The organism is Desulfonatronospira sp., assembly GCA_003563255.1.
In the GTDB taxonomy this organism is placed as follows: domain Bacteria; phylum Desulfobacterota; class Desulfovibrionia; order Desulfovibrionales; family Desulfonatronovibrionaceae; genus Desulfonatronospira.
This window is the reverse complement of sequence record PWSL01000470.1, coordinates 1-3,913: the sequence shown is the minus strand read 5'-3', so window position 1 is coordinate 3,913 and position 3,913 is coordinate 1. Positions and strand designations below refer to the sequence as shown.

The window sequence follows — 3,913 nt, the reverse complement described above, 5'->3', positions numbered from 1 at the left end:
CTCTTCCGGGACCCACTTGTCCCAAAAAATGAGATGTTTTAAGCACAAAATGATGCTCAAGTGGGTCCCGGAGTGCCTGTCCCCTGCTTTCCTTAAAAGCGCTAAACAGATACTTGAAGCATTTGCAAATTAGCAACCGGCAAAAGTGCCTGTCCCCCATTGAGATACCATACTGTATTTTATAAGTTTCGCTGTAGTGTTATGCACTTGTAAAAAAAGTCAGATAAGTCTTTTTGCAGTCGCATCTTACTTACGGTAAAAGGTATGGATCGTTTACTTCCAGGTGTTTTAAAATATAATCCCGCACACCCTGCTCCAGGGCACGGAACTGCACTGGACAGCCGGTATCTGCCAGCCTCTGCATTTCCGCCCGGGTATAGTACTGATACTTGGGACGAATGTCCCCGGGCATGTCAATGTATTCGATAACCGGATCCCGGCCCAGGGCTTTAAAAACCGCTCCAGCCAGGTCGTTCCAGGATTCGGCCCGACCTGACCCCAGGTTGAAGATCCCGTTGACCTCATGATGCTCCAGGAGCCATGCCATTACATCCAGGCAATCCTTGAGGTAAACAAAGTCTCTTTTCTGTTCTCCATGTCCATAATCCGGGTGATAAGACTTGAAAAGCCTGACTCTACCTGTTTGTTTCACCTGGAAATAAGCCTTTCGAACAACGCTCTGCATTTCTTGCTTGTGATACTCGTTGGGACCGTAGACATTAAAAAACTTCAGACCAACAGCTCTGTCCAGCCATTTCTGTCTCTGCATCCAGAGATCAAAAAGCTGCTTGGAGTATCCATATATGTTAAGAGGCTTCAGAGACTGCATTCTTTCAGTATCATCACTGAAACCAGAGCTTCCGTCTCCGTAGGTGGCTGCACTGCTTGCATATAAAAATCTAACCCTGTTCCGGCTGCAATACCCGGCCAGGCGCTGGGAGTACTTAAAATTGTTCTGCATGAGGTAATCGGCGTCTGTTTCTGTGGTGGACGAGCAGGCCCCCATGTGCACCACTCCCTCAACAGCAGGAAAACTGTCTTTTTCCAGCTTGTCTAGAAAACCATTTTTGTCCTCATAATCCCTGAACCTGAGATTGACCAGGTTTTTCCATTTATCACCGTGATTCAAATGATCCACAATGAGTACATCGTCAATCCCCATGGTATTCAGCTTCCATACAAACCCGCTGCCTATAAATCCGGCTCCCCCGGTAACAATGTACACTGGCAGATCTCCTTAAATGTAACCATTCAGCGAGGCGCGTGATACAGGTCTGGGGACAGCCCCACTGCCAAGCGCTGAACCCCGGCCATGGCTAAAATTTTTCTTGTTTTTTCTGACCCAGTTAAACCCGGCAAAGCTGGAACGCGAGGCGTTGTTTCACCGGGCAGGCGCGCTTAAACCCTGCTCCACAGGAACGCTTTCAGCGTTGTTATCAGGGCAGGCAGGGTTTCAAGAGTAAGTCACCAGGCTTTTTCCAAGACCGTGCGCGGAAAAAGTGGACCCCCCGGGGCATCATTCGGTTAACCCTTGCAGGACGCGTTGAGTACGGGGACTGGCTCTCCCGGCATATATTTTTCTAAGGAGTTTCTTGTTCGATAAAAAAATAAGTGCTGAGGTGCCTGTCCCCACAAAAAAACACAAAAAAAGAAGCGGCTGGTGCCGCAAGAACTATACGTTCCCAGGCTGGAGCCTGGGAACGAGAGGTAACCAGGCTGGAGCCTGGGATCGAGAGGTAACCAGGCTGGAGCCTGGGATCGAGAGGTAACCAGGAACGAAGAACCACTAACCGATTTTAACGACCAACACGTTGTTCCGAAATATGTGCCAAGCGCCTTAATATCAAATTCCTGTAACTCTGTATAGTGAAGAAAAAGGGGTGATGTGGATTAAAAGAGTGGACCTGGTTAATTTCAGTCCAATAAGCAATAATAAGCTTCCCTGTGCAATTCCCTACTGCACAACTTGCACAAATCTAGACCAGATTGCACATTTCGTCCTCTTACCTGCAACATGATGGTATATATTGAATATTCCATGACCATTCTAAACATTACATCAACACTTAAAAAAAGCAAGGTGATGCGAGCAATGAGGGAGCTTCAGCGCCTGGCTCTGGGACAGTTCCGCACAAATTTTTTAAATCCAATAGCTGTAACTTTTTCATCAGAACAATAGGTTCGGAACTGTCCCAATTTGGACAAGAACAACTCTATGCTTGGATTGCAGCCACATTCCGCATTAAGCGCTTAGTGAAAATTTCAAACCAACATTTTTTTTATTTTTAAAGAATGCCAAGAGGTTATGCCCACGGAACACACGGAAGGGCACGGAAGTTTTAAAGCGTTGCGAAGCAACGCATATTCCGTGAAATTCCGTGTATTCCGTGGGCAGTCTCTTTTGTACCGAATGGCTCTCTTTTCCCGCGCAGGGTCGCGGCAAAAGCCTGGCAATTGTGGGATACGAGCACTTCTGTATCCTGGGTTGAGGGCAGAGCCAGCTTTGGTATTATTTTTGCCTAAATCCTTAACACTGCAGCAACACTTTATTTCAGCACGAAGGTGACTGGCTTTTTTCCCGCCGGATAGTCCGGCCGTTTTACGGTTTGAGGTCGGCAAAAGTGCCTGTCCCCGGTGGCCGAGGCGATAATTTACACAAAGTGTCACTGTAGAGTTAAACAGTAAACAAGTAAGAACCTGTTCAAACCATAAAAGACTCTTGTTTATCCATCAGTTAATGGTTAGAATACCTGCTCCTCGGAGGAAACAATATAATGAAAAAATTTGTGACTCTGGCCATTATCCTCTCTTTTCTGGGACTGGTGGGCTACAAGGTCTACCAGGACATTTTAAACCCTGAGCCCCCTTCAGGCGGTCCTGGACAGAGAGCCCAGGCCGTTAGCGTCGAGCCGGTAGGCACCGAGACTTTGTACCACCGTGCAGAGATTACCGGCACCCTGGTGGCTGAAACATCATTTCAGGTCGCCCCCAGGGTGTCCGGCAGACTTGAAAAACTGCACGTGGATATCGGAGACCGGGTGGCCAGAGGAGATATCATAGCAGAGCTGGACAGCGAAGAATTCGCCCAGGAGGTCCATATGGCCACGGCTGAACTGGAGCTCGCCCGGGCCGCACTGGTGGAGAGCTCCAGTGAGCTGGAAGTGGCCAGAAAAGACCTGGATCGTTCCCAAAGGCTTTTTGAAAGGGGCAATCTCTCTCAGTCCGAGCTGGACCAGGCCCAGTCTGTATTTGCTGTCCGCCAGTCCAGACATGATGTGGCCCAGGCTCAGGTCAGGCAGAGACAGGCCGCCTTAGAGGCTGCCAGGGTCAGGCTGGAATATACCACCATCCGGGCCAGATGGTCCGGGGATGACCCCACCCGCCGGGTGGCCCGCCGCTTTGTGGACGAAGGCGACATGCTGCAGGCCAACGAGCCCATAGTCACCATCATTTGCACCAGAAATCTCAAGGCGGTCATAAATGTAATAGAACGGGATTACCCCTTCATATCCACCGGCCAGAGCGCTGTAATCAAGCCGGACGCCTTTTCAGACCTGCAGCTTGAGGGAACCATCATCCGCCTGGCCCCTCTGCTGGAGGATGCCACCCGTCAGGCCAGGGCAGAGGTGCTTGTCCCCAATCCCGACGGACGTCTGGCCCCGGGAATGTTTGTCCGGGTACAGATTGAACTGGGTCAAAGACCGCAGGCTACAGCTGTCCCCTCAGCGTCCCTGGCCCGCCGCAACGGCTCCCAGGGGGTTTTTGTGGTTGACAGGGACACCATGCAGGCACATTTCGTCCCGGTGCGCACAGGGCTTCAGGACGGCCGGCTGGTGGAAATAATTGAGCCTGAACTGGAGGGCTACGTGGTCACCTCGGGCAGGCACCTGCTGGTGGACGGGGCTGACATTGT

At 50.5% G+C, this 3,913-nt stretch carries 3 protein-coding genes; 2 read left to right on the top strand and 1 reads right to left on the bottom strand.

Annotation, left to right across the window (positions count from 1 at the left end; genetic code table 11):
- Nucleotides 1–250 precede the first annotated feature (250 nt).
- A complete protein-coding gene (gene rfaD / locus QZP87_RS13870; RefSeq protein WP_291323516.1) occupies nucleotides 251–1,225 on the bottom strand; it encodes an ADP-glyceromanno-heptose 6-epimerase in 975 nt (324 codons plus the stop codon).
- 367 nt (nucleotides 1,226–1,592) lie between these two features.
- On the opposite strand from rfaD, the gene QZP87_RS13865 reads away from it, so the two are divergent.
- Both QZP87_RS13865 and QZP87_RS13860 read left to right on the top strand, forming a co-directional pair.
- Nucleotides 1,593–1,769, top strand: coding sequence for a hypothetical protein (locus tag QZP87_RS13865; protein WP_291323515.1), 177 nt, complete (start codon nucleotides 1,593–1,595; stop codon nucleotides 1,767–1,769).
- Between the two features lie 1,005 nt (nucleotides 1,770–2,774).
- Nucleotides 2,775–3,913 (top strand): efflux RND transporter periplasmic adaptor subunit (locus tag QZP87_RS13860; protein ID WP_291323514.1); only part of this gene is annotated, 1,139 nt, incomplete at its 3' end.